The organism is Shewanella jiangmenensis (genome assembly GCF_018596335.1).
Taxonomy (GTDB): domain Bacteria; phylum Pseudomonadota; class Gammaproteobacteria; order Enterobacterales; family Shewanellaceae; genus Shewanella; species Shewanella jiangmenensis.
Map to the genome: position 1 here is coordinate 700,512 of NZ_JAHEPS010000001.1, position 24,097 is coordinate 724,608.

Annotated in this window: 20 protein-coding genes; 5 read left to right on the top strand and 15 right to left on the bottom strand. The window is 53.1% G+C overall.

Going from position 1 to position 24,097, the window contains the following annotated elements; translation table 11 throughout:
• Positions 1-4 precede the first annotated feature (4 nt).
• The 10 genes from KJI95_RS03125 to murJ all read right to left on the bottom strand — a co-directional run bounded on the left by KJI95_RS03125 (position 5) and on the right by murJ (position 13,109).
• Positions 5-3,577 carry a PilC/PilY family type IV pilus protein gene (locus KJI95_RS03125; protein ID WP_214505696.1) on the bottom strand — a complete coding sequence of 1,191 codons (3,573 nt, stop codon included), beginning with the start codon at positions 3,575-3,577 and terminating at the stop codon, positions 5-7.
• Positions 3,574-4,011, bottom strand: a complete 438-nt coding sequence (locus tag KJI95_RS03130) for a pilus assembly PilX family protein (protein ID WP_214505697.1) — start codon at positions 4,009-4,011, stop codon at positions 3,574-3,576. Before KJI95_RS03130 ends, KJI95_RS03125 begins: the two co-directional genes overlap by 4 nt.
• A 1-nt stretch (position 4,012) precedes the next feature.
• Entirely contained in the window at positions 4,013-4,999 is a 987-nt protein-coding gene (locus KJI95_RS03135; RefSeq protein ID WP_214505698.1) for a PilW family protein, read from the bottom strand.
• 9 nt (positions 5,000-5,008) lie between these two features.
• Positions 5,009-5,551: a type IV pilus modification protein PilV gene (pilV, locus tag KJI95_RS03140; RefSeq protein WP_214505699.1), complete on the bottom strand. Its 543-nt coding sequence runs from the start codon at positions 5,549-5,551 to the stop codon at positions 5,009-5,011.
• A 229-nt stretch (positions 5,552-5,780) separates the two neighbouring features.
• The gene (gene ispH / locus KJI95_RS03145; RefSeq protein ID WP_214506173.1) at positions 5,781-6,710 is read right to left on the bottom strand and encodes a 4-hydroxy-3-methylbut-2-enyl diphosphate reductase; all 930 of its coding nucleotides are present in this window, start codon (positions 6,708-6,710) and stop codon (positions 5,781-5,783) included.
• A gap of 11 nt (positions 6,711-6,721) precedes the next feature.
• Positions 6,722-7,141, bottom strand: a complete 420-nt coding sequence (gene fkpB, locus KJI95_RS03150) for an FKBP-type peptidyl-prolyl cis-trans isomerase (protein WP_214505700.1) — start codon at positions 7,139-7,141, stop codon at positions 6,722-6,724.
• Positions 7,142-7,144: 3 nt separating this feature from the next.
• Positions 7,145-7,651 (bottom strand): signal peptidase II, encoded by a 507-nt coding sequence (gene lspA, locus KJI95_RS03155; protein WP_214505701.1) that lies wholly within the window; start codon positions 7,649-7,651, stop codon positions 7,145-7,147.
• Between the two features lie 8 nt (positions 7,652-7,659).
• Entirely contained in the window at positions 7,660-10,482 is a 2,823-nt protein-coding gene (gene ileS, locus KJI95_RS03160; protein ID WP_214505702.1) for an isoleucine--tRNA ligase, read from the bottom strand.
• Between the two features lie 67 nt (positions 10,483-10,549).
• Positions 10,550-11,485: a bifunctional riboflavin kinase/FAD synthetase gene (gene ribF / locus KJI95_RS03165; protein ID WP_214505703.1), complete on the bottom strand. Its 936-nt coding sequence runs from the start codon at positions 11,483-11,485 to the stop codon at positions 10,550-10,552.
• Between the two features lie 58 nt (positions 11,486-11,543).
• Positions 11,544-13,109: a murein biosynthesis integral membrane protein MurJ gene (gene murJ, locus KJI95_RS03170; RefSeq protein WP_214505704.1), complete on the bottom strand. Its 1,566-nt coding sequence runs from the start codon at positions 13,107-13,109 to the stop codon at positions 11,544-11,546.
• A 253-nt stretch (positions 13,110-13,362) separates the two neighbouring features.
• On the opposite strand from murJ, the gene rpsT reads away from it, so the two are divergent.
• Positions 13,363-13,629: a 30S ribosomal protein S20 gene (rpsT, locus tag KJI95_RS03175; protein ID WP_214505705.1), complete on the top strand. Its 267-nt coding sequence runs from the start codon at positions 13,363-13,365 to the stop codon at positions 13,627-13,629.
• A 54-nt stretch (positions 13,630-13,683) separates the two neighbouring features.
• Here the strand turns inward: rpsT and KJI95_RS03180 are convergent, their stop codons facing one another.
• Complete coding sequence (locus KJI95_RS03180) at positions 13,684-13,980, bottom strand: ArsR/SmtB family transcription factor (protein WP_214505706.1); 297 nt, start codon at positions 13,978-13,980, stop codon at positions 13,684-13,686.
• 135 nt (positions 13,981-14,115) lie between these two features.
• On the opposite strand from KJI95_RS03180, the gene KJI95_RS03185 reads away from it, so the two are divergent.
• A complete protein-coding gene (locus KJI95_RS03185; protein WP_214505707.1) occupies positions 14,116-15,528 on the top strand; it encodes a M20/M25/M40 family metallo-hydrolase in 1,413 nt (470 codons plus the stop codon).
• 312 nt (positions 15,529-15,840) lie between these two features.
• Here the strand turns inward: KJI95_RS03185 and KJI95_RS03190 are convergent, their stop codons facing one another.
• Complete coding sequence (locus tag KJI95_RS03190; protein WP_432653782.1) at positions 15,841-16,977, bottom strand: DUF3626 domain-containing protein; 1,137 nt, start codon at positions 16,975-16,977, stop codon at positions 15,841-15,843.
• Positions 16,978-17,259: 282 nt separating this feature from the next.
• Positions 17,260-17,796, bottom strand: coding sequence for a hypothetical protein (locus KJI95_RS03195; RefSeq protein ID WP_214505709.1), 537 nt, complete (start codon positions 17,794-17,796; stop codon positions 17,260-17,262).
• A 198-nt stretch (positions 17,797-17,994) separates the two neighbouring features.
• On the opposite strand from KJI95_RS03195, the gene KJI95_RS03200 reads away from it, so the two are divergent.
• Complete coding sequence (locus tag KJI95_RS03200) at positions 17,995-19,716, top strand: DEAD/DEAH box helicase (RefSeq protein ID WP_214505710.1); 1,722 nt, start codon at positions 17,995-17,997, stop codon at positions 19,714-19,716.
• A 255-nt stretch (positions 19,717-19,971) separates the two neighbouring features.
• Positions 19,972-20,283 carry a N(4)-acetylcytidine aminohydrolase gene (yqfB, locus tag KJI95_RS03205; RefSeq protein ID WP_214506174.1) on the top strand — a complete coding sequence of 104 codons (312 nt, stop codon included), beginning with the start codon at positions 19,972-19,974 and terminating at the stop codon, positions 20,281-20,283.
• A 91-nt stretch (positions 20,284-20,374) separates the two neighbouring features.
• On the opposite strand, the gene KJI95_RS03210 is transcribed toward yqfB, so the two are convergent.
• Complete coding sequence (locus KJI95_RS03210; RefSeq protein ID WP_214505711.1) at positions 20,375-21,577, bottom strand: ammonium transporter; 1,203 nt, start codon at positions 21,575-21,577, stop codon at positions 20,375-20,377.
• Between the two features lie 383 nt (positions 21,578-21,960).
• Here KJI95_RS03210 and KJI95_RS03215 point away from each other — a divergent pair, with 383 nt between their 5' ends.
• Positions 21,961-22,716, top strand: a complete 756-nt coding sequence (locus tag KJI95_RS03215; RefSeq protein WP_214505712.1) for a peptidylprolyl isomerase — start codon at positions 21,961-21,963, stop codon at positions 22,714-22,716.
• A gap of 76 nt (positions 22,717-22,792) precedes the next feature.
• On the opposite strand, the gene KJI95_RS03220 is transcribed toward KJI95_RS03215, so the two are convergent.
• Positions 22,793-23,893: a hypothetical protein gene (locus tag KJI95_RS03220; protein WP_214505713.1), complete on the bottom strand. Its 1,101-nt coding sequence runs from the start codon at positions 23,891-23,893 to the stop codon at positions 22,793-22,795.
• Positions 23,894-24,097 lie beyond the last annotated feature (204 nt).

Below are 24,097 nucleotides of genomic sequence, written 5' to 3' on the forward strand. Positions count from 1 at the left end.
ACTTCTACTCGTCTACATGATAGTAAATTTTATTAACATCCAGACCCGCACCAATATTGATGGTCCCCTTATAACTGCCATCAGGGTTTTGCTCACCTTTACCAACGCCTATGATGTATGCCTGTGGCAGATCTCCCGGTTTTTCCGGTGGAGGCAGTACAATTTGAGGTGTGTCCGGTACCCGTTCACCCAGCTCATAGTAGAGTTTGCTATATGTTCTGGTACCTTTGTGTAAATCCAAAACATACAACCGCCCTTGGCCCTCTATCGCGCAGACTCCCGCCTCAAGCTCACCAGTCGCAGCAGTTCCGGGTGGAATAAATGACGTAAAGTAGACTTTTCCGTCAAAAATCAGTGCAGCAGACAGCGTTTTCTCCCCCGCGACGGAGTAATCAAAGTACCAACCTTTTTTCTCACCAAAAGCAATATTGTCTTCCTCGGTGGCTGGCGCCGCTGAAGTCACGTTATACAACTGATCTAAGGTTATTGTAGGTGGCGCACTGTCGGTAAATAGCTTTGTGACTATATTTCTGTCCTGCAGTACAAAAAACATGTCCTCCGTACTTGTATCAAGCGGATTAGGACGCCTACCGGTACCGATTGCAACCGCATCATAAGGAATATTTTGATAGGAGATCTGAGAATTATCCCCATCGGTTACAGTCGAAATATTTGTAAACGCCGTTTGGGCAACTACAGGCTCAGCGAAGAAACGCCTGTCGGCATCGCCGCTGCCACCTAAAGAAGCAAACTTAAACACTGACGCCCCATCAGCAGATTCTGGCCTGTCTATCCGCCAAACATTGCCTTTAACATCCGAAGCGTAAATCCTATCTGTAAAACCGTCATTGTTAGAGTCAAGTACGGCAACCTTGTTTGGGATGCTCGCCATACCTGTTGCTGTATATTTTTCCACGAACGCACCAGTGGTAGCATTGACCATGTAGACAGCATTCCCGCCGGTAAATCCTTCATCATAACCACCGCCGATTACCAGCACAGGAAAATCTTTTCCTTTTACCTTGGTAACCACAGGTTCTGACCAGGTCATGGCTAACTCCGAAAAACTGCCCTCTGCCTTGAGATTCCACAAAAGCTTAGGCGCTCCCGGGGTGGTAATATCAAGCGCATAATAGGAGGTGCCGCCACGCCTCATCCCCAAGTAAACATAGGCTTTTTCTACTGTCCCATCGTTATTAAGCTCGGTGTAAGAAACTGGCGATAAGTCCATACCATACGCCTTGCCTGAATAGGGTTTATTGTCACGCAGGCGCTTAATGTTGGATAACAATTCCATCGGTATAAATGCCCAAGTTTCACTCACACTACCCGAAGTAAAATCCTTTGAGTCGGTCTCACTATCTTGGAACATGTGCACCAGCCCTTGGTTTGTTCCAATAACAATTCGTACATCATTATGTTCTACTTTTATCACATCTCCTGCGCTATTCTTCCCTTCTGTCGGCGCTGAACCAAAGTTGAGAGCTAGCGGTTTAGAGTGTAACGGGTCACCCATAATATCATCGCGCGCATCATCACGCTGGTTATTGCTGTTATCGTCATCAACATCTATGCCGTACAGCCAATACAGAGCCTTTTGAGCTTCAACTGTATCCACAGTCCCGTCGGGATTTCCATAGCCCATATTTGAGCCCAGCGTTGAGATATCAATCGACGATAGCGGTACCAAATCGCTACCTGAGTTGGTGTAGATAATGCGCTCACCTTTAACGGCTTTCGCTCTTAACGAGGGTAAAACACCACCACTCAAAACTTTGTTACCATCTGCTGCGTTGGCGGCACATTCATTCCAGAAGGTACAAACATCACTATTAATGCTGCCGTTGGCGCTAATCACCCCAGTTTCTCCACCCGGTCCAACAAGTTCACCGGTAGAAGTGACTTTCAGTTTCTTAAGGTTTCCGCTCCAGCGTGGTCCGGCATTGGGTAAAAACATCGCGTAATACGCAGCATTGAAGGTTTGGGTTTTGTCAAAGTTATTGCTCGCAATACTCGGAGAGGTAAAACTACTGTTTACCGCGAGCACCGTCTTTAAGGCACCTGTCAGAGCTTCAACCAAAGCCTCAGGCGTCTCGGCATAATAGAATCCTTCATCCTTTTCGTTACCGCCGCGCAGTGCGGCTTCCTTGAGCAAAGGTATCGCAGCCTCTGCCCCCTTTGAAAATCCAATTGTGATAAGTCGGGTACTTTGCTGGTTATCATTACCGGTACCATCCTTAACCCCTTTCACCAGGTCATTGTTATACATATATGCAGCGAGGGGCGGCAGATAGCTGTTGTTGTTACTTCCATCAATCAGCTTCATCGGGTAAGGCTTGTAAATCGCGTTTGATGCATCACCGGTAGCATTGATGAGCTGTTGGATTTTTGTATTTGCGGCCTGATCAACGGTAGGAACACCGTCTGTGATATAAATAACAAAGCCCATTTGCGGACAAGTCTTAAACGGGGAAATATACTTCCCTGCATTCTCGGCGGTGAGATCGCGAGGCGGCTTATTTGGCTCGTAGGATTTAGGCTCCTCATTTCCCTGCATTTTTGCATCATTATCGCCAAAATCTACTGCCTGGCCAGCAAAATAAAGATAAGCCTCATAAAGGGTTTCACATAGTGGAGTATTTGTCTTTGCCGGTAATGCAGACACAAGACTAACCAAAGATTCACGATAGCTGGAAGTCAACGGCTGAATTTTGGAAATAATTCTGCCGCCGTCACGCTCAAACTCATCATCATGGTTGATATTGAAAATCGCCATGCCAACATCGATATCACCTTCAAGGTCGGCAAGCGCTTCCTTCACTGCATTTTTTGCCAGATCAAGTCTTGTGGGGAAAACAGTATCTGGATCAGGCTCGGTTACGTTGTCTGGATCAGTAGCCCATTGATACCACTTAAGATAGTGCTCCGAATAGAGGGTTACTGGCAGGCCACCCAATTTTGCAGCTTGACTGACATCGCCAGTGTATTTTTCTTTGGAGTTAAGAGGGTAAGCCTTATCGGTATAAGCAACAGGATTGGCGACTGAGGCTGTCCAAGTTCCAGATTTCACCGCATCTGTGTCTTCCTGACACTCAACCAGCATATCATTGGTATTTAAGCCGTTGTTCTCAGCGAGCGAAAGCCAACTGCCTGTACCACCTTGTTTACGATACTCAGCCAGATAGCCAGTAAAACGGCCTTTTGTGGCCAGAGCTAAGGCAGCTGTTTTACAGTTATTGTTTGTCAGTTCAAATCGGCGCCACTCGTTTGGATCGTCCGGTACAGGCATAGTGCTACCGCTGTCGATTCCCCCTACACTCCAGTAGATAGCCTTATCGTTAATTGGGCCCGTATAGTCTGCATCTGACCAGCTTGGATCATACGGGTCTTTAGCTCCCGGCACCTCGTCGTTCATACTACCCGAGTTATCAAAGATGATAAGGACCTGAGGCGCGATGGCTCCAGTCAACCCAGACTTAACATCAATAACATAGAGCTCGGTATCATCGCCCTGGACGCCGGAAGCAAATGTTGACGCTGCGATTGTAAGCGCCACTACCAATTTGTTGATGTTCATGACCCACTCCCACTGAGTACTTCCTGCTCTATTCCAGAGACGACTATTACCTGCCCTAAACCCTTACGACCAAATGTTGCTGTAGTGGTAACTTCAGCTCTTTTACAACTGATGAGATTAGCTCCAGATGCTCTGGGTGTACGTTGACAATTCACGTCACCTAAGGTCAAAGGAGCAATTTTTGACTGACTACTCAATGCAGTATTGTCTTCTGTAATTTCTGCAGATAGATTCGCAAGCGTCGCCCCGCGATTCACGTCAATAGCTTTATCCTGCGCACCTTGTGCCCAAGACATGGCCTCAATGCGCTCGGCACCGGCGCCAGCCATCCGAAGTGATTGACCGGAGTTGACGGCCAACGCCACACCAATCACTGTCATAATGATCAATACAATCAGTGCGAAAAACAGCACCATGCCTCGTTGTTTTTTCATATCAATTCCTTATCAGCACTGGGTTTTCGAGCACTATCGTTGTCGAAACCACCTTGCGACGGTAATGATCATTGAATTTCGGTAGCACCTTATCGCCTAAGGTGTAAACAACATCGTTCGTGTAACCTTTATCTTGTTCAATCGAACGGACTAATAAGTACACCTGCAAAGATACCAAACGCTGGAACAATTCATTATCCCACATCAAGTTTGTAACGTTGTTCACTGGAACATAGGTGTCGGCAGTATCATCACCGTTACTGTCAAATCCATAGAGAATGCGCATATTCTCTATGCCTTCAACCAACTGTTCATCGTTGCTCATTCCTGTCGCAGCCAACGTTTTACGTCTGAGTTCTGGAACGCCACTATCGTTATTAACAATAAAATAGACGTGATGTTGATACTCCCAGAAGCGAGCATTCTCAAGCGCTGGCAATGCACCACCGCCAACAAAAAAAATCGCCTGATTCGATGTCGTTGCAAGATAAAAACGCCCTACTGGCGCAGCTGTCACGTTAGGACCAATAACACGTTTCAGTTGAATAACATCGGTGTTAACCTTCACGTTCGCCAGACAAGACAAAGGGTTCGTGGGGTTAGAGCCTTCAACCTGCTCATAGCCCCAAAGCTTACGAAAATGAGCTGGCGGCGTAGTAGCTTTAGGGAAGGTTGCATTATTAGCACCGGCACCATCACAATCGACGCCAGAGGCGGGGATCGTTGTAGTTGTGGTATTACTGCCAACGATAAAGTCCGTGCCGGTAATATCCCCCATAAACCCGAGTTGGCTTAAGTCCCGCTCAAGAATTGCCAGTGCTATGCGACCATTCTCCTGAAGCTGTCCATATTGACTGGTTGTTGTAACGTTGGTCGCGGACATGGAGAACATGGCAAAAATACCGGCGCTGAGAAACAGGCCAATAACTAAGGCGACCATCAGTTCAACCAACGATAAGCCTTGTTGCTTCCTTAACTTAGAGAACATCAGCACACCTTAAATAATGATAGTGTTAATCAAAAACACTCGGCGGTTATTGCCGGTTTTACTGAACTCACAGAAAGCGTTAATTGCACCGCTCTTAGTCGCATCGGAAGTTTCCCTAATCCCACGCCAGGTCATCACTACCTGTACGTCACTGCCGTTGACATAAATACAAGCTTCAGGCGTATCAAGCCCACCCACATTTGTGGTGCCACTTTTCTCTGCGCCGCCACTGAACATCAATCGCCACTGGTATAAATCCCATGCAACGGTTTCTGTATGGGTACACTGCGCAGCAGCCCCGACACAGGCTTTCGTTGGGGCTGCGGTGCCGCCGTTAAAAATGCCGCGATAACTTATAAGAACACCTTTATTAAGCCGCATGCGGCTTACGATATCGTTAATGTAATACGCCGCCTGCGTTTGCTGAAACGATTCAAAGCTGCTCTGCTTGGCGACGGTGTGAAGATTAAAAATGCCAATAAGGCCGACCACCAGTATGACCAGTGCGACCATGACTTCTATTAAGGAAAATCCTTTCCCGTACTTTTTCATCGGTGTCAAATCTCCGCAATTCGACATTTTCTTGACGGAACAAACCAAGAAATTACTCTTTAAAATCTTAACCTTAAGTCTATTTTTGATTCTACAGGTTAATCATAGTTTAGTCGATTGTTTGCTGCCAGTAACAATAGGCTCTAAGAAACGGATCCATTATGCCTAGAACTTTTCGCCAATAAAAAAAGAGGCCGAAGCCTCTTTTTAACATTATCTTAGCAAACAATCACCTAAGTTCGACCGGAACGGCAAAGACAACGTCTTCCTTTCGACCTTCCACTTCAGTGACCACGCTGGGTGCCAATTCGGTGATGGCATCGATAACTTGTTTAACCAGCACTTCGGGCGCAGATGCGCCGGCGGTAACGGCCACTTTGGCGATGCCGCTGAACCAGTCGGGGTTTACATCGGCGGCGCTGTCGACCAGATACGCCTGAGTGCCCGACTTCTCAGCCAGCTCCCGCAATCGGTTTGAATTGGAGCTGTTTTTGGAGCCAACCACGATAAAGAGGTCAGCCTGGGCTGCAAGGTTTCGCACTGCATCCTGACGATTTTGGGTGGCATAGCAAATATCGTCTTTGCGCGGCCCTTCAATCGAGGGGAACTTCACCTGCAGCGCGGCGATGATATCGAGGGTATCGTCAACAGACAGCGTGGTTTGGGTGACAAAACACAGGTTATCCGGATCGCGCACCTTCAGGGCATGCACATCCTCAACCGACTCAATCAGATAAACGCCGCCTTCGGGATTATCGTACTGGCCCATGGTGCCTTCGACCTCTGGGTGTCCGGCGTGACCAATGAGAATACACTCAATCCCTTTGCGACTGGCGCGGGTAACCTGCAGGTGCACCTTGGTGACCAGAGGACAGGTGGCATCGAACACTTTAAGGCCGCGACGTTTGGCTTCGGCTCTTACTGCCTGGCTTACGCCGTGGGCAGAGAAGATAACTATGCTGTTATCCGGCACCTGATGCAGCTCTTCCACAAAAATCGCGCCGCGATCTTTAAGGTTCTGCACCACATAACGGTTATGCACCACTTCGTGACGTACATATATAGGTGGCGAAAACAGCTCAAGCGCCCGCTCAACAATGCTGATGGCCCGGTCGACCCCGGCACAAAAGCCGCGGGGATTGGCCAAAAGAATGTTCATCTGTCCTGACATTACAGCTCCTCCAGCACGTCCAGCTCGAAGGTTACCGCCTGCCCGGCAAGCGGATGGTTTAAATCGACCGTTACCGAATCGCCGGCAACTTCACGCACTATACCGGGGATTTCCACGCCGCCAGGGCCGGCGAAGCTGACAATCACGCCGGCTTCCAGGGTCATGTCGGCCGGAAAACGGCTTTTATCCAGATAATGAATGGCATCGGGATTAACCGGCCCAAAGGCATCTTCAGGTGCCAGGGTAAACTTGTGGTTATCACCAGCACTCAGATTGGCAAGCTCAGCCTCAAAGGCCGGGCTTAAGCTGCCATCACCGATATTGAGGCGCGCCGGTTTACCGGAGGCCTTGGTGCTGTCGGCGGTCGAGCCATCTGACAGCAAAATATTCATATGGCAAAGCAGTGATTTCTGGCTCACAGGTTACTCCTTCACGGCCTTGTCGTTAGGCTTTTGCTCGCGAAAGCTGTCGATGATGATAAGCACAGCACCGACAAAAATCGCCGCATCGGCAATGTTGAACGCCGGGTAATGCGAGGTGTTCCAGAAGAAGTCCAGAAAATCCACCACATAGCCGTGCATCAAGCGATCGATAAGGTTACCGAGTGCGCCGCCAATCACCAGGGTGTAGGCCAGGTTCAGGCGGGTCAGCGACCAGTGCTGCTTACGCAGCCAAATGGTCAGAATGACGCTGAAGCCCACCGCCACCACGGTAAACAGCCAGCGCTGCCAGCCTCCTGCATCATGCAGGAAGCTGAACGCGGCGCCGTAGTTACGCACATAGGTAAAATTGAAGAAGGGTAAAATATTTACCGATTCATACAAATCAAAGTTAGCCAGCACCCATTGCTTGGACAGTTGGTCGGCCAAAAACACCACTACCACAACCCAATACCAGCGAAGACCACTTTCTTTCCAGGTAAGTTGCATGATTGTCCTTAGGCAAACGCGCGGGCTTCGCCGTCGCCTTCAATGTTGGTAACACAGCGGCCACAAAGCGTTGGGTGGGCTTCGATGCTGCCCACTTCTTCACGGTGATGCCAGCAGCGCTCGCACTTGGCGGCATCTGTTTTGGCAACCAGCAGCTTAAGGCCCTTCACTTCGGTCGCAACCGCATTGGCCGGCGCGGCATCGGCGGCCAGCACCTTGGCATCGGAAGTCAGCAGCACAAAGCGCAGCTCGTCACCGAGCACCAGCAGTTTGGCGGCAAGTTCGGCATCGGCGTACAGGGTCACAGCGGCTTCGAGTGAACCACCGAGCACCTTGTCGCGGCGCGCCTGCTCGATTTCTTTGTTCACTTCGTTACGCACACTGAGCAGCAGTTCCCAGTGTTCATCGGCCAGATCGCTCTCGAGGGTGACTGACTCCAGGCCCTGATACCATTCCTGAGTAAACACATAGGCTTCGCGCTTACCCGGCAGCAATTGCCAGATTTCATCGGCGGTAAAGCTCAACACAGGCGCAATCCAGCGCACCATGGCTTCAACGATGTGGAACAGCGCCGACTGACAGCTGCGACGGGCGTGGCTTTCACGCTTGGCGGTGTACTGGCGGTCTTTGATGATATCGAGATAGAAGCTGCCAAGCTCCACTGAGCAGAACTGCATCAGTTTCTGGGTCACGATGTGGAAGTTGTACTGCTCGTATGCGGCGATGATTTCGCTCTGCACCTTGGCGGCGCGGCGCACCATCCACCGGTCCAGCGCCACCATGTCAGACACGGCCACCATGTCGGTTTCAGGGTTGAAACCATTGATGTTGGCCAGCAGGAAACGCCCTGTGTTACGGATGCGGCGATAGGCATCGGCGCTGCGGTTAAGGATTTCGTCAGAAACGCTCATCTCACCGCTGTAATCAGTGGCAGCTACCCACAGGCGCAGGATGTCGGCGCCAAGCTTATTGGTCACTTCCTGCGGCGCAATGACGTTACCGATGGACTTGGACATCTTGCGGCCCTTGCCATCCACGGTAAAGCCGTGGGTCAGCACCTGCTTGTACGGCGCCTTGGCATGCATGGCGGTAGACAGCATAAGCGACGACATAAACCAGCCGCGGTGCTGATCCGAGCCTTCCAGATACAAATCAACGCCGTGGCCGTTAAATTCAGGACGGGCAGCCACAACGGTTTCGAAGGTTGAGCCCGAGTCGTACCACACGTCCAGCGTGTCGGTCACTTTACGGTACTGGTCCGCTTCATCGCCCAGCAGTTCAGCGGCATCCAAATCCCACCATGCCTGAATGCCTTGCTGCTCGATACGGTTGGCAACACGCTCCATCAAAGACACTGAGTCTGGGTGCAGCTCGTCGGTATCCTTGTGGACAAACAGCGCAATAGGCACGCCCCAGGTACGCTGACGGGAGATACACCAGTCTGGACGGTTAGCCACCATGGTCTCGATGCGGCTCTGGCCCCAGTCTGGGATCCATTGGGTGTTGGCGATTTCAGTCAACGCAGTGCTGCGCAGGCCCTGATTATCCATGGAGATAAACCACTGCGGGGTGGCACGGAAGATAATCGGGGTTTTGTGGCGCCAGCAGTGTGGATAGCTGTGACGATAAGCAACGTGATTAAGCAGCGCGCCTTTCTCTTTCAAAAGCGCCACTACGTTGTCGTTGGCTTTAAATACATGCTGACCGGCAAAGAAAGGCGTATCTGCCTTATAAACACCGTTGTCACCTACGGGGTTGGCAACTTCGAGGCCATATTTCTGACCTACCACAAAGTCGTCCTGACCGTGACCTGGCGCTGTGTGCACCACACCGGTACCGGCGTCAGTGGTCACGTGGTCGCCCAAAATCACCGGCACGTCGAACTCAAGGAACGGGTGAGCAAAACGTGTCAGCTCAAGCTCGCTGCCTTTTACGCGGCCAAGCACTTCAAACGACTCGGCGCCATAACGCTTCACGCAGTCTTCATGCAGCACTTCAGCAACCACGATGGCGCGGGTCGCATCTTCTTTGGTGAAAGACACCAGCACGTAATCAAGGTCGGCAGCAATGGCGAGCGCACGGTTGGCAGGCAAGGTCCATGGGGTGGTGGTCCAGATCACCATGGCGATGTCATGGCTGTAGCCTGCAACGCCAAACTTGGCGAGCAGCGAGGCCTTATCAACCACAGTGAAACCCACATCAATGGCAGGCGAAGTCTTGTCTTCGTACTCTACTTCCGCTTCAGCGAGCGCCGAGCCACAGTCGGTACACCAGTGCACCGGCTTCACGCCTTTTTGCAGGTGGCCGTTACCAATCACCTTGGCGAGCGAACGTACAATGTTGGCCTCGGTGCCGTAATCCATGGTCAGGTAAGGATTGTGCCAGTCACCCAGCACGCCCAAGCGGATAAAGTCTTCGCGCTGGCCATCAACCTGAGCTGCGGCGTACTTGCGGCACTCTTCACGGAACTCGGCGGCAGAGATTTTCTGGCCAGGCTTACCCACCTTTTGCTCTACTTTCAGCTCAATCGGCAGACCGTGACAGTCCCAACCCGGCACATAAGGGGCATCGAAGCCCGCCATGGTTTTGGACTTGATAATGATGTCTTTCAGGATCTTGTTAACTGAGTGACCAATGTGAATGCTGCCGTTGGCGTATGGAGGGCCATCGTGCAGGATAAATGGCTTGCGACCGATGCGGCTGTCACGGATCAGCTGATACAGCTTGTCCTTGTTCCAGCGCTCCAGCATTTCGGGCTCGCGATTGGCCAGATTCCCACGCATCGGAAACTCGGTTTCCGGCAAATTCAAAGTAGATTTATAGTCGCTCATCGATCCTATACCGTTTATTGCCTAAGGCTTATGCAAAACATGGAGACTGCGCCCAGCGGCGCTGTCGTTAACCTGCGTCGTCACCAAGCAGGGCGCGGGCCCTGTCGGCGTCGTTCCAAATCTGTCGTTTCAGGGCATCGAGGGATTCAAACGGCTGCTCGTCGCGAATTTTCGCCACCAGCTCCACTTCCACGCGCTGCCCATAAAGATCGCCTTCAAAATCAAACAGGTGCACCTCAAGCTGGCACACCTGACCATTGACCGTAGGCCTGAAGCCCACATTAGCAACCCCTTCATATATATCGCTGCCATCCCACCAGAGTTTTACCGCAAACACACCGCGAACCGGCACCACTTTACGCTTAAGCGCAATATTGGCGGTGGGAAAACCTATTGTGCGGCCGATTTTCTGGCCGTGTGCGACCCGCCCGCTCAGGGTAAAGGGGTGACCAAGCAAACGTCTTGCCTGCTCAAGATTGCCCTTGGCAAGCTGCTCGCGTACAGCGGTAGAACTCACCCGCAAATCGCCCACAGTGAACGAATGGGTGTTCACCACGGCAAAGCCAAAGCGCTCGCCGGCTTTTTTCAGCATATCAAAGTTACCGGCGCGGCTTTTGCCAAAACAAAAGTCATCGCCGACCACCAGGTATTTTACGCCAAGCCTGCGCACCAGCAGATCTTCGATAAAAAACTCAGGATCCATGGAGGCAAAATGGCGGTTGAAGTTGACGCACAGCAAGCGGTCGATGCCAAGCTCACCCAGCAGGGCAATTTTATCGCGCAGTAAACTGAGCCTGGCTGGCGCATCGTCACCGCGAAACAATTCCTGCGGCTGGGGCTCAAAGGTCATCAGAGTCGCCGGCAATCCAAAATGCGTCGCCCGCTCAACCAGACTGGCAATGACTTTAGCGTGCCCACGATGGACACCATCAAAGTTGCCAATCGTCAGCACGCATCCCCGATGCGCGGGCAATATATTGTGAATTCCGCGGATTAATTCCATCTGTAATGACAACTGCCGTACGTAAATTGGCGGATTATATCTCAGGCGGTGCTGATAATCAGCCCTTGCGGGCAGGTTTCATCTTCCAGGGTTTAATCCCAAGTAGCACCAAAGTCATCCCATAGGCCAATGCAGCCGCCCCGATAAGCAGCGTAAGACTTGTCGCTCTGTTGGTAATGCCCCACTCAAGCCACTGCGCCTCAGACGGCAACAGATACCACAGAAGCGCGGTCATAGCGAGGGTAGACAATGCCACCTTGGCGAAAAACACCAGGGTTGCCGCGCTCACGCGATAGACACCGGCCCGGTGCAAACCACGATACAGCAGCGCCGCATTAAGGAGCGCCGACAGCGAGGTCGCCGCCGCCAGGCCCACATAGCCAAACGGAATGGCAAATATCAGGTTAAACACCATGTTGCTCACCATAGCGACTATGCCGTAGCGCACCGGCGTGCGGGTATCCTGACGTGCGTAGTATCCAGGCGCCAATACCTTGATAAGCATAAAGTTAAGTAATCCGGCGCCATAAGCCATCAAACTATACGAGGCCATCTGCACATCAGTGATATCAAATGCGCCGCGCATAAACAGCACCATTAACATAGGTTTGGCGAGCACTATCAGCCCAAGCATGGCTGGCATGCCAAGCAGCACTATTGCGCGCACGCCCCAATCCATGGTCGAGGCAAAGCCATCACCTTCGGCATTCACATGCTTTTTCGACAGCGCCGGCAACACCACAGTCGCGATGGCAATACCAAAGAGGCCGAGGGGAAACTCCAGCAAGCGGTCGGAGTAATAGAGCCAACTGATGGAGCCGGAAACCAGAAAACTGGCAACCAGGGTGTCAAACAGCAAATTGATTTGTGACACCGACACCCCAAAAAGCGCTGGGATCATCAGAGTACGAATTTTGGTTACGCCGGGGTGATTCCAGCCCCATGAAGGGCGCACCAACGCCTTCTCCCTGATAAGGAACGGAATTTGGAACAAAAACTGAATAAGACCGCCGGCAAACACGCCCCAGGCAAGACCAAGTTCAGGCCGTTCCATCTGCGGTGACACCCACAGTGCAAACCCAATCATGGCGACGTTTAAAAACACCGGCGTAAAGGCCGACACCGCAAAGCGACCACGGGTATTAAGGATGGAACCGGCAAGCGCAGTAAAGGTGATAAACCATAAATAAGGAAAGGTAATCTTCAGCATCAGGCTGGACTGTTCAAACTTGTCAGCGTTTTCGCCGCCATTAAGCCAGTCCAGAAACCAGCCGCCACCAAACAGCGCGGCAAGAATCGGTGAGCCAATCACCCCAAACAGGGTCACTATGGTGACAAGTCCACCCAGGGTACCAGCCACCTTTGAGAGCAACTCGCGGGTTTCTTCCGGCGTGCGCTTTTCCTGATATTCGGTCAACACAGGCACAAAAGCCTGGGCAAACGCCCCTTCGGCAAACAGTCGTCTTAAAAAATTGGGAATTTTGTTGGCGAAGAAAAACACATCGGCACTGGCACCGGCGCCCATGAGATTGGCCACTACCATATCGCGCACCAACCCCAACACACGGGAAATCAGAGTCATGGCACTGACTATCATCCCTGACTTCAGTAATTTTTTACTCAAATGTCCCCCCGGGAACGACTGAAAAATTGCGGGTAAACTCCAGGAAAAATCGCTTTCGGCACTGTCACACGGCAGTAATTGCTGGTAGAATTGCGCCACATTTTACACGAGTTGGGTTGAAGATAGCCAAGTCGGGTTGGATTATTTTGCTTTAATGGCGGATATTCAACCATTGCCATTGACAAGATGGCAAATTACGGGCATATTCCTCGACCTTTGAAAGTATCAATCCCAAGTTTTTAGGAGTTGCACCTTGGCTAACAGCAAGACTGCAAAGAAACGCGCTATTCAATCTGAAAAGCGTCGTCAGCACAACGCCAGCCGTCGCTCAATGCTGCGTACCTACGTGAAGAAAGTTATCGCTGCCATCAAAACCGGCGATCACAAAGCTGCTACTGAAGCCTTCAACGTAGCCCAGCCTATCGTTGACCGCATGGCGACCAAAGGCCTGATCCACAAGAACAAGGCCGCCCGTCAAAAGGCTCGTCTGAACGCCCGTATCAAGGCTCTGGCTGCTTAATCGCTGCCAGCAAGACGTAAAAAAACCGGCTAACGCCGGTTTTTTTATTTCTGCTCAGTGGCAATAAATGTTGTTCAGCAACTTGATGATTTCTTTCACCTCGTCACTTTTCAGTGAATAAAACACCGTTTGAGCTTCCTTGCGGGTCGCCACCAGATTGTCTTTACGAAGCCACGCCAAATGTTGAGACAGTGCCGACTGGCTCAGCCCCAGCTTTTTGTTCATCTCACCGACACACATCTCGCCTTCGTTCAGCAGATGGCACAAGATAAACAATCGGCGTTCATTCGCCAGCGCTTTTAACAGCACCACCGCGTGATCAGCTCGCTCCTGCATCAATTCTATATTCATTACGAGCATATTCTCCTAATACAAACCCCGCGCCTAATATAGCGTTGGCTTACAAACTGCGCCCTGACACAGCCCACACTTTTTGTTAGATTGTTTTCAAAAATGGGATGTACGTTATAAAAATCGAGGATATGCATGAAAACCCTACCCTTGGCCCTGCTGTCGCTGGGGCTGCTTGTGGCTGCCAACAGCCAGGCAAACCAAACAACAACCGATAAAAATCATAAAGTTGCCATTAGCCTTGCCAATACTGCAGCGCAGTCCAGCCTTGCCTACGAACTGGTGGAGTCTCTAACGGTGGAAGTTGGACCGCGTCTTGCCGGCAGCGACCAGGATAAAGTGGCGGTAGACTGGGCCATGGCGAAGCTGAAAAGCCTTGGCTTTGAGCGGGTGTACAAAGAGCCGGTCACAGTGCCTGTGTGGCACCGGGGTATCGCCAAAGCGAATATCGTCAGCCCCTACCCGCAGCCCATGGTTATCACCGCCCTTGGCGGCAGCATAGCCACACCCAAAGGCGGCATCACCGCCGAAGTCGCCCGTTTTGACAGCCTCGACGCCCTGAAAGCCGCCCCCGAAGGCTCGCTTAAAGGCAAAATTGCCTTTATCGATGCCAAAACCGAGCGTCACCGCGACGGCGCGGGTTACGGCAAAACCTCCTCAGGCCGCAGCAAAGGCGCGGTTGCCGCCGCTGAAAAAGGAGCGGTTGCCATCATCATCCGCTCCATCGGCACCGACACCGACCGCATGGCCCACACCGGCATGATGCGCTATCAGGACGGCGTTGAGCCCATTCCTGCCGCCGCTGTCTCGAATCCCGATGCAGACATGATAAACGCCATGTTAAAGCGTACCGACAAGGTCAGCCTGCATCTGGAGCTTGGTTCTGAGCGGCGCGGAGAAGCGACCTCCTACAATGTGATTGCCGAAGTCAGCGGCAGCAGCAAGGCTGACGAAATTGTACTGATTGGTGCCCATCTGGATTCCTGGGATGAAGGCACGGGCGCCATAGATGACGGTGCCGGCGTTGCCATTGTCACCGCCGCCGCCAAACACATTCTGGATTTGCCGGCCAAGCCGCAGCGCACGGTGCGGGTAGTGCTCTATGCCGCCGAAGAAGTCGGGCTTATTGGCGGCAAAACCTACGCCAAGGCCCACGAAGCTGAACTTGCAAAACACTATATTGCGGCCGAGTCCGACTTTGGTGCCGGCCGTATCTATCAGATTGACTGGAATGTAGCGCCCAGAGCGCACGCCGATGCGGTAAAGCTGATGCACGCGGCAGAGCAACTTGGTGTAAGCAGCGGTAACAATCAGGCGTCAGGCGGACCGGATGTCTCCATGCTGCCAGCCCTTGGCGTACCGGTCGCATCCCTTCGCCAAGATGGCAGTGATTACTTTGATTATCACCACACGCCCAACGACACTCTGGATAAAATTGACCCCGCCGCTCTGGCACAAAACGTCGCCGTTTACGCCCAGTTTGCCTGGATGATGGCAAACAGTGAACTGGAGCTCAGACCGCTTGCTCCAAAACCGCAGGCACAGTAAGAAAAACCGGCAGTGTAAAAAACTGGCGGTGTAGAAATACCTGAGCACATTTACACTGACCACGCAGGGAGCCAATTAACCGCTCAGCAAACCCACTGCCAGCTCAGGAAAACCCACTGCCAGCTCAGGAAAACCCATTAATTGTCCCGCATAAAAAAGCCGTGCCCATCAGCACGGCTTTTTCAGCACCAAAGGTTAGTAACTCTTTCAAGTGACTGTATTAGCGAGATTGTTTCAACACGCTTACGCCCATGAGACACCTGCTGCTCTCATCTGAAGCTGAGCTCAAGCGGTGCAGCCGTACAGGCATTATTAATCTGCAGTCTCAAGCTCGGTGTCGGTTGCGGGCACATGGGACAGATGGTCGCAGTTGTGGTTGTCTGCATCGCAGCGCTGGCCAACGTCTGTGGTGGCGCCGTAGCGAACCAGCAAATGCCAGAGCCACTTAAGCTCGCTTTGCACTTCGCTTTGATGACCGCGGCTGCGCCAGCGGGTCGGGAAGCGGCTCACTTCGCGGGCGGCGGCGCCGATGGCATAGGCGCTGATTTGACCATCAATGGCAACCCGCTCGGCAAGGGACGGCATGCCCGGGCCACGGAAGTCGCTGACCACCTCATCAAGGGGCAGAGATAAGCCGCCATGCCAGTGCAGCGCGATATCGTAACGGTCGCAGAGTTTTTCCAGCAGGCTGCCAACTTCGGTGCCGCGATAGCTTGGGTCGGCAACCAAATCCTGAATGTCTTCTTCTAGGCTAAGCTGGCCGTGGATTTGCGCTTCGATGTAATGATCAAGGTTGCCAGACAGTGGCCTGCCAAAACGCACTTCGGCAGGCTCGCCAAGGCAGGCCAGCATACGCTCCACCAGCTTCGCCGGCGCAAGTCCATACTCACCAAGGGCATAACGGCGCTCAAAGCTCTCACTCAAAAGCGCGGCAATCACCATCTCAAACGCATCGGCCGTGCCCTTGTCTTTGGGATTGCGGTACGAATCATGGAAACAAAAACTGGCGCGGGCCATCACTTCCGGTTTGGTCAGAAAATAGCAGCTGCCAAAGCGCGGCGCAGGGCCATTGGGGGCATGCAGTAAATCCAGCGCGCCGTATTTGGGGCGCATCGTCGCCTCAAGCTCCAAATCGCCAAAAAATTCCCGCTCCCACATATCGCGCTGACCGCCGATATCCGGCGACAAAAGACCGCTGGAAATGTGGGTTTCAAACTGGTTGCGATAGCGGCCATCCTGCAACAAACCTTCGGCCACGGTGATGCCGCGCGAATCAAAACGGTCGGGATGAAAATGCAAAGCTATCCTGCCATGACGGGCCACCGCCTGCATGGCGCTGTTAAAACGATTGGCAGGAATATCCGACATTTGCAGTATGTTGCGGATGATGCCAAGGGCTGGCTCACGGTGCGAGCGGGCATAACGACTCAGGCTGTCAATGGCAGGAATGCGGCTGCCGGGCGCTGCTGACATGAAGATTCTCTCGGGCCAAAAATTGATGGATGAAAACCCTGCCAAGATAACAGAGGAACGCACAGGGCTCCACGACTATTGTGCCAAGCCGAGGCTCCCCCTCGAAGGATCCCGGCACTTAGCCAATATCACAGGGGCGAATAGATCTCACCCGGCACAAACCCAAGCAGTCGACGGGCAAATAGACGGGGCCGAGGGTTGCGGGAATGAAGGTTAAATCGCTGACAGGCCAAACGCCTGTCAGCTTAATGCCGGGGTTTAATTAGCCGCAGGAGCAGCCGGTGCTTTACAGCTGCTGATAAGCGACTGGAAGTGCTGACCCAGATCCTGAGAAGCCAGGGCTTCGGTCTGGCTCGCCATAGCAGCGAGGGTTTTGCTTGCCCCTTCAAGCCCTTGCTCGGCAATCAATGTCTTGGCATAGGCCGCCACATCGGCGCCTTTTTGCAGCAGTGCGGCGGCGTTTTCAAGGCTTAAATCCTGCGCCAGTGCCGACTCAATACTGGCGAGCAGCTCGGCCACTTTGGCCGATTCCGTCAGCGCGCCTTCAACAGTCGCCAAATCACCGAGGGGATCTTTGGCAAGTTTATCGGCGATACAGGCGGCAACCGAGCCTGCGGCCGCGCTCTTGCTTACCGCATCCAGCCCCTGGGAGCGAATTTGCTCAATGGCAGACTGAATTTCAGTGTCTTTGGCAAGCCAGGCCTGCTCCAGTGCCGCCTTTTCGTTGTCGCCAAACCAACCACAGCCAGACAGGGCCAGGGTTCCCACTGCAACAGCCACTAACGAATACTTCATCTGATTTCCTTATTAAGGTGATAGCGATTTGCCACAGTGTTTCAAACTCCCATTAAACAAGGATGAATCGCAAAACTGCGGCTAAAATCGGGATAAATAGGTGCTTGCGATGGCCACAGGAGGCCACCTTTGGTAAGCTTGCGCCCCCGCTTGGCTACCCGTTTGTCGTCAAGCCTTCCTGCCAGCAAGAGAGATTGCATGAGTTTTGCCTCACTGGGCCTGTCGGCGCCCATTCTTAAAGCCCTCGAACAAAAGGGCTATCAAACGCCATCGCCCATTCAGGCCGAAGCCATTCCGGTAGTGTTGCAAGGTCGCGATCTGCTGGCCGCAGCGCAAACCGGCACCGGCAAGACCGCAGGCTTTACTTTGCCAATCCTTGAGCTGTTGTCCAGTCGCCAAAAGGCTGGCCCGAAGCAGGTTCGTGCACTCATTCTCACCCCCACTCGCGAGCTTGCGGCGCAAATTGGTGAAAACATTGCCCAGTACGGCAAGCACCTGCCTCTGAAAAGCACTGTGGTATTCGGTGGCGTTGGCATTTCACCGCAAATCAGCCAGCTTAAGCGCGGCGTCGACATTCTGGTGGCAACCCCGGGCCGCCTGCTGGATTTGCACGGCCAGAAGGAAGTGAGTTTTCAGGGGCTCGAAATCCTGGTGCTGGACGAAGCCGACCGCATGCTCGACATGGGCTTTATCCACGATATCCGCCGTATTCTCAAGCTGTTACCGGCCAAGCGCCAGAACCTGCTGTTCTCGGCCACTTTCTCAGAAGAAATCCGCACCCTCGCCCATGGCATTTTGCACAACCCGGCAGAAGTGTCAGTGACGCCAAAAAACAGCACCGCCGAGCGGGTTGAACAGTGGATTGTGCCCACCGACAAAAACAAAAAGCCAGCGCTGCTTGCCGAGCTGACCCGTCGCCACGACTGGCAGCAGGTGCTGGTATTTTGCCGCACCAAACACGGCGCCAACCGTCTGGTCCGGCAGATGGAAGATGAAGGCCTCAAGGCCGCTGCCATCCACGGCAACAAGAGCCAGAATGCCCGCACCCAGGCGCTGGCCGACTTTAAAGCCGGTGCCATCCGCATGTTGATTGCCACCGACATTGCCGCCCGTGGTATCGACATCAATGAGCTGCCCAACGTGGTTAACTTTGAGCTGCCCCATGTCCCCGAGGACTATGTGCACCGCATCGGCCGCACCGGCCGCGCCGGCGCCAGCGGCGAAGCCGTGTCTTTGGTGTGCAGTGAAGAAGTAAAACAGCTGCGTGATATCGAGCGCCTGATAAGACAAACCCTGAGCCGGGTTGAGATTGAAGGCTTTGAAGCGGTCAATGCCTTGCCGCTGACCGTTGGCAGCGCCAAACAGGGCAAAGCCAATCCAGGCAAACCTGCCCAGACGAAATCCGGCAAAGGCAACACCAGCGCCAATGGTGAGCGCCGCCCAAGCCGCCAGGGCACCGAAAAAGCCCGCAGCGACAAGCCCGCGTCTGACAAAACGCGTTCGGATAAGCCGCGTTCTGACAAACCGGCTTCTGACAAGCAGCGTTCAGACAAGCCACGTTCAGATAAGCCACGCTCCGACAGACCGGCTTCTGACAAGCCGCGTTCAGACAAGCCACGTTCAGATAAGCCACGCTCCGACAGACCGGCTTCTGACAAACCGCGCTCGGACAAGCCACGTTCTGACAGACCGGCTTCTGACAAACCGCGCTCTGACAGACCTGCTTCTGACAAACCGCGCTCGGACAAGCCACGTTCTGACAAGCCACGTTCAGATAAGCCTCGCTCTGACAGACCAGCTTCTGACAAGCCGCGTTCAGACAAGCCACGTTCAGATAAGCCTCGCTCTGACAGACCAGCTTCTGACAAGCCGCGTTCTCAGCATCAGGGTTCCAGAAATCCGGGCCGCGCTAAGGACTGACATAGCCCAGATCTCTCCCGATAAAAAAACCGGCCGATTGGCCGGTTTTTTATCATCAGGCACTTATCATCAAGTGCTTACCATCAAGTGCTTACCATCAAGTGCTTATCATCACTGGCGCTATGTCTAAACCATGTATGTTCTCAACAAGATTGTTGCGCCAGCGCTGAAAATTAGCCACTGCGCGCGCCAATTACGGCAGCCAGGGGTACAATGAACTGCCTCACTTATCCCTATTCGGAGCCGAAGCACAGCATGCACCCAACCAAAATCACTTTTTTTGAGCGCTTCGAGCCGATAATACTGAGCGGCGACAAGACGATTACCATCCGCGATGAAGCCGAGCGCCATTATGTCCCGGGCACCCGGGTAGCAGTGCACACCTTAGAAACCGACCGCTGGTTTTGCGATATCGACATCATCTCGGTGACGCCGGTGCGCTTCGATGAGCTGACCGATGAGCATGCCCAGCAGGAGTTTATGACGTTGGATGAGCTAAAGCCGCTTATCCGCACGATTTACCCCGGCATCGAATCACTGTACGTGATTGAATACCGCCTCGCCTAAGCGGCATCGCTGTTAATCACGGCAACTGAGCAGCAATGAAAAAGGCAAGGTAAACCCTTGCCTTGTTTAAGCGGGTAAAAACCATTGAAGCTCAGCGGAACGACTCCCGCTCGGGCGAGGCGCTGATTTTGTGAATAGCGAGATCGGCGCCAAGGTACTCCTGCTCCTCATCAAGGCGCAGGCCACTGATTTTTTTAATAACGCCGTACACCCCAAGCCCCCCGACGAAGGCAATCACCACACCAAGCACTGTGCCAAACAGCTGCGAAGCGAGTGACACACCGCCCGCGCCGCCAAAGGCTTCAAGCCCAAAAATCCCGGCGGCAATGCCCCCCCAGGCGCCGCACAGGCCATGCAAAGGCCACACCCCGAGCACATCATCGATTTTCCAGCGGTTTTGGGTCGCGGTAAACAGCCACACAAACAGCACGCCGGCCACAGCGCCAACGAACAAACTGCCAAGCGGGTGCATGATATCGGAGCCGGCGCACACCGCCACCAGCCCGGCGAGCGGGCCGTTATGGATAAAGCCCGGGTCATTGCGACCAAACAGCATGGCAGTGAGGGTGCCGCCAACCATGGCCATCAACGAGTTAAGCGCCACCAAGCCGGAAATGCCCTCCACCTTTTGTGCGCTCATCACGTTAAAACCAAACCAGCCGACAATCAAAATCCACGCGCCCAACGCGAGAAACGGAATGCTCGACGGCGGGAAGGCGGTCATCATGCCGTCTTTGTGATAGCGACCCTTGCGGGCACCGAGCATCAGCACAGCCGCAAGCCCAATCCAGCCGCCCACCGCATGCACCACCACTGAGCCGGCAAAGTCATGAAACGGCGCGCCAAACCAGGCGGCGATTTTATCCTGCACCCCAAAGTTGTTATTCCAAATCATGCCTTCAAACAGCGGATACACCAGCCCCACCAGCAAAAAGGTGGCTGCGAGCTGCGGCTTGAAGCGGGCGCGCTCGGCAATGCCGCCGGACACAATCGCCGGAATGGCGGCGGCAAAGGTCAGCAAAAAGAAAAACTTCACCATGTCGTAGCCGTTGCTGGCCGAAAGCTCACTCACCGGCGCGTAAAAGTTCACGCCGTAGGCGATGCCGTAACCAATAAAGAAGTAGGCAATGGCCGATACGCAAAAGTCGGTCAGGATTTTGACCAGCGCATTAACCTGATTTTTGCGCCGCACAGTGCCAAGCTCAAGAAACGCAAAACCTGCATGCATGGCGAGGATCATGATGGCCCCCAGCAAAATAAACAGCACATCTGTGCCCGACTTCAATGACTCCACCTATTGCTCCCCCGAACAAGGCACCAAATTGATGCATAAATGTTAAAAATCAGTGCGTCGCAAAATTCAGGCCAGCGAGTAAAAGTCGAATCAAAAACTCTGGCTGCGGCCTTTCTCGTCAATCCCCCTATCGAAGAACACCCGCTAAAACTATTAAAATCAGCTTATTAATTAAAATTCGCCTGCACCATATCAGAACCTCCAACGCTGCGGCCGAAATGATCTGCGCCCTCAAATGGTGCCGCTGCACCAGAAAGATGCACCAAGCAAGTGCAGCCATTGCCATCAATCCTGCACACTAAAGCTGAAATGGTGTCGGAGTGCTTGACCTTATTGGCTGAATTTGCAACAAACAGCTAACACACACTGAAGGATGGATCTGGATGAAAGCGGAAATGTATCAGGTAGATGCTTACGTAAATCGCGGGGTTAACGGCAAGGTTGCAGCGGTTTGTCTGCATCATGCAATGCTAAGTGAATCAATGGACTATGCCCTGCAGCAACCCAAGTCGGCTTGCACCGCACGCCGCCCCGAGCCTGCGCGTTTCAACCATCATTCCCAGCGGAATTCCTATCAGCCGAAAAGCCTATTTGCGCAGCCAAGTCGTATGTTGTGGATGCTGCTTTTACTGAACCTGTGCTGGTTTGCGAGCAATGCGCGGGCACAGGACCTTGTAACCATAGAAACAAACTTGGGCGCCATGACCTTTGAGCTTTATGCCGAGGATGCCCCTAAAACAGTCGCCAACTTTCAGCGCCTTGCCGGCAAAGGTTGGTATGATGGCAAACGCTTTTACCGGGTGGTAAAAGGCCATGTTATTCAGGCAGGGAGCCTCGATAACAACGATGAGCCAACCTTGGTGGCCGAATTCAACAGCCGTCCACATATCAAGGGCACCCTGGGCCTTGCCCGGGATGAAGACCCCAACTCCGGCTCGACCGAGTTTTACATCTGCGATGCAGCCAGACCGCATCTTGATGGCCGCTACACAGTATTTGGCCAGCTGATTGAAGGCGAGGCGGTGCTCGATGCCATCGCCAATGTGGACGTGATTGAAAAGTATTACGATGATGCGAAGAAAATCGCCTTTCACGAGCCGAAAACGGCGGTGGTCATCACCGCCATCCGGCTGCACTGAATCCAAAGCGCTTAGTAAGAAGTTCAGAGTATAAAGTTCTGAGTCCAATGCTCTAAATCCAAAGCGCTGCTTAATCTCAGCCCGGTGCACGCTTGCCAAAGGCCGCCGACCGGCACACCTGTACCCGGTAGCTGTAGCCAAGGGGCTGGGATTTATCCGGCGTTATCTCAAGGATTTCATAGTCGTTCAGTTCCACCACCTTGCTGCCTTCGGCGTGCTCACAGCGCGAGCGGCCATCAGCTTCATAGGTGAAGATAAAGTCGGCCAGCATGGATTGTTGCAGCGCGTGATAACGCTCGGCGCGCTGTTTCATCTCACTGCCGGACATCGACATAAAAGTGCTGGTCTCTCCACCGCGAGTCACATTAATGCCAATATTTGGCTCGTCAGTGCTTTTCACCGCCACTTTTACGCCCCTATCAACACTCTGCTTCGATTCATCCAACGTTTGCGGGGCATCCGGGGCGTCTTCTTCGTCAAGCTCATGCTGTAAGCCCTGGTACACGCCAGCCGTAAAGGCGCTGGAATCAGAGCCAACGCCTGTTAGCGCACCTGCGTACACCAAAATCGCAACCATCACAGCGCTCCAGATAAACCGTACCAGCGCGGTAGTAAACACAAAGCGATAATGGGGCGGATGCCAAAGCCCATGAATGCCAAAGAGTTTAAGAAAAAGCAGCAGCACCAGATACAGCGGCATCGCGGTGTTGGCAATCAGCAGTGCAAGCAGTGAGGTAACAAAAAACCAGCCGGGCAAGCTCAGCAAAATGGCAAAGTTATGACTGTAAGGCAGCTTGGATGCCGCAGCGCCGGTTATTTCGTTGACCATGCCAGCCGCATTCCCGAGGGCGAAGTTGGCCACGACCGCATAAAACAGCAAAATCAGCGCCTTGCCGGGCAAGCTGTGCCACAACGCCAGAAAGCGTGGCCAAACATCGAATACCAGCCCAAGCACCACCAGAATGGATGCCATCGTCAGTATGGTGCGGGGCGAGTCAGTAAACAGCAGTAACACCGCCAGCAGCGTGGCGGTGAGGTAACAGCGCTGGGCAACATTGAGGCTGTGCCAAAACTGGCGCAATCTCACCAACAGACGCACCAGTCTGCCGCGCTGCTTAAGCTGGGCATGAGCCTTGATGCGCTGAACGGTATTCTGTAAAAAAGCCGGCAATTCCATTGTGTTAGAGAACCTATTCCATCAGTTATCCAAGCTCGCCAAGATACGACAATGACGCACTGGACTCCAGCACTGATTACGCCAACGCTAAAGCACTGATTGCGCCGATGAGCAGGAGTTCAGGCACGGCGCAGACGCTGTGCTCATAAGCGCTGTACATCAGCGACTGAGTTCAGCAATTGGCGCAAAAGCAAAGGCCGCCAA